The 2,297-nt window shown below is 68.3% G+C and carries 4 protein-coding genes; 3 read left to right on the top strand and 1 reads right to left on the bottom strand.

The features are described from left to right. Positions 1 to 270, top strand: a 270-nt coding sequence (locus VLK61_RS26655; protein ID WP_325425729.1) for a DUF1932 domain-containing protein, incomplete at its 5' end; no start/stop codon positions are given. Between the two features lie 14 nt (positions 271 to 284). Here VLK61_RS26655 and VLK61_RS26650 read toward each other — a convergent pair. Beyond that, on the bottom strand, positions 285 to 1,193 hold the full coding sequence (locus VLK61_RS26650) for a LysR substrate-binding domain-containing protein (RefSeq protein ID WP_325425727.1): 909 nt from the start codon (positions 1,191 to 1,193) through the stop codon (positions 285 to 287). Between the two features lie 122 nt (positions 1,194 to 1,315). On the opposite strand from VLK61_RS26650, the gene VLK61_RS26645 reads away from it, so the two are divergent. Together VLK61_RS26645 and VLK61_RS26640 are read left to right on the top strand one after the other, a co-directional pair. Next, positions 1,316 to 1,975 carry a substrate-binding domain-containing protein gene (locus tag VLK61_RS26645; protein ID WP_325425724.1) on the top strand — a complete coding sequence of 220 codons (660 nt, stop codon included), beginning with the start codon at positions 1,316 to 1,318 and terminating at the stop codon, positions 1,973 to 1,975. A 40-nt stretch (positions 1,976 to 2,015) separates the two neighbouring features. Next, positions 2,016 to 2,297, top strand: a 282-nt coding sequence (locus VLK61_RS26640) for an amidohydrolase family protein (protein WP_325425722.1), incomplete at its 3' end; no start/stop codon positions are given.

Raw genomic sequence — 2,297 nt, 5'->3', positions numbered from 1 at the left:
GAAACTTTTCCCGGCATCGACTGGAGCCGGCAGGGCGCGTACTTTTTCAGCCGCGTCGTCCAGCACGGCAAGCGCCGCGCGGAGGAAATGCGGGAAGCCGCCAACACGGTCCGCGAGGCCGGCTTCGAGCCCTTCATGGCGTCCGCCATCGCCGACAAGCAGCAGTGGGTGGCCGACTGCGCGAAGGCCGGCATCTTCGACGGGCTGCCCAAGGATGCGCCGTGGCAGGACTACGCCGATCGATTGATCGAGGCGCGCAAGCGCGGCTGACCCGCTGGGGCGCCTCAGGCCGGCGCCAGCAGCTTGTGCGCCAGTTCCTGGATCAGCTTCAGGGCGGCTTTCTGGGTCAGCGTGGCCGGCCGCTGTGAACTCATGGCCGTCAGCAGTTTGCTACGCAGCACGGGCGCGCTGATCGGGCGCAGGGTGAACGCCTGCGGGTGCGCTGAAGTGGCCACCGCATTGCGCGACAGCACCGCGCTGCCCGCGCCGTCTTCCACCAGGTCGAGGATGGCCGCCACGCCGTCGATTTCCAGAGCCACGTTGGGGCGGCAGCCCAGATTGGCCATCTCGGTTTCCACCAGCATGCGGATGGCGTTGGGGCGGGTCGGGATGATCAGCGGCAGGGCGGCCAGCTCGCGCAACGGCACCGGCCGGGGCCGCGCGGGCGGCGCCTTGCCGGTGTGCTGCTGCACCAGGAACAGGGGCTCTTCCAGCAGGGCCGTCAATTCGATGTCGGGCGACGGGCCGGCGTTGTAGAGCAGGGCGATGTCGAGGCGGCCGGTGGCCAGCGACTCGTGCATGCCCACCGACAGCCCCTCGCTGATCGACAGCGTCGCGTCCGGCATGCGCTTGCGGAACTCGCGGATCAAGGGCACGGCCATCGCCTTGGCGATGCTGGGGGGAAGGCCGATCGCGACCCGGCCGGCCAGCGCCCCCCGCACGCGCCCCAATTCCTCGCGCGCCCGTTCGACCTGGTGCAGGATGCCGCGCCCATGCTCCAGCAGCAGTTTCCCCGCCTCGGTCGGAGCCGCGCCGCGGCCGTTGCGGATGAGCAGGTTCTGGCGCAGTTCCACTTCGAGCTGGCGCACCTGGCGGCTGAGCGCCGGCTGGGCGACGTCCAACGCGATGGCGGCGCGCGTAAAGCTGCCGAGCTCAGCGACGCGCACGAAATATTCGAGTTGCTTGAGGTCCATATTTTTGGGATACCTGTTGCGCAATTATGCCGAAATGATATAGCTGTTAGTGAGGCCGCCTCCTTTGCTTGCGGCTGCGGTGCGTCCACAATTGCCGGATGCCAATCAAGGGAATCTCGTCGATGGCCACCCGGCAGGTGCTGGCCGAGCTGGTCGCGGCCTACGAGCAGCGCTCCGGCAGCACCGTGCGGATCGAAGCGGTCGGTGGGGTGGATGCGGCCAAGCGCGTGCAAGCGGGCGAGCCCTTCGACGTCGTGTTCCTCGCCTCGGACGCGATCGACAAGCTGGTGGCTGCCGGCAGCGTCGTCGCGGGCACCAAGGTCGACCTGGTGCTGTCGCCCGTGGCCGTCGCTGTGCGCGCAGGCACGCCGCATCCTGACATCGGCAGCGAAGACGCGCTGCGGCGAGCCGTCCTCGCGGCGGAAAGCGTGGGCTACTCCACCGGGCCGAGCGGTGTCGCGCTGTTGCGCCAGTTCGAGCGCTGGGGCGTCGCCGCGCAACTGCAGGGGCGCATCGTGCAGGCACCGCCCGGCGTGCCCGTCGGCGCGTTGGTGGCCCGCGGCGAGGTTGCGCTCGGCTTTCAGCAACTGAGCGAGCTGATGAACCTGGAAGGCATCGACGTGGTCGGGCCGCTGCCCGAGGCGGTTCAGATCGTCACCACTTTTTCCGCGGGCCTGTGCGCCGGGTCGCTGCAGAGCGAGACGGTGCGCAGCCTGCTCGAATTCATGGCCTCCCCGGAGGCCGAGCAGGCCAAGCGGCGCCACGGCATGGAGCCGGCCTGAACCCCCAAACGCTGCAAGGCATTCACAAGGAACAACGCCAATGAGCCTCATCATCGACTGCCATGGCCACTACACCACGGCACCCAAAGCGCTGGAAGAGTGGCGCAACAAGCAGATCGCGGGCATCAAGGACCCGGCTGTCATGCCGAAGCCGTCCGAGCTGAAGATCAGCGACGACGACCTGCGCGAATCGATCGAGACCAACCAGCTGCGCCTGATGAAGGAGCGCGGCAGCGATATCACGCTCTTCTCCCCGCGCGCCAGCTTCATGGCGCACCACATCGGCGACTTCAACGTGTCGTCGACCTGGGCGGCGATCTGC

The sequence above is a fragment of the Aquabacterium sp. genome, assembly GCF_035476535.1.
GTDB lineage: Bacteria > Pseudomonadota > Gammaproteobacteria > Burkholderiales > Burkholderiaceae_C > Pseudaquabacterium.
The sequence above is the reverse complement of the archived record's forward strand: the minus strand, read 5'-3'. Positions and strand labels throughout refer to the sequence as shown.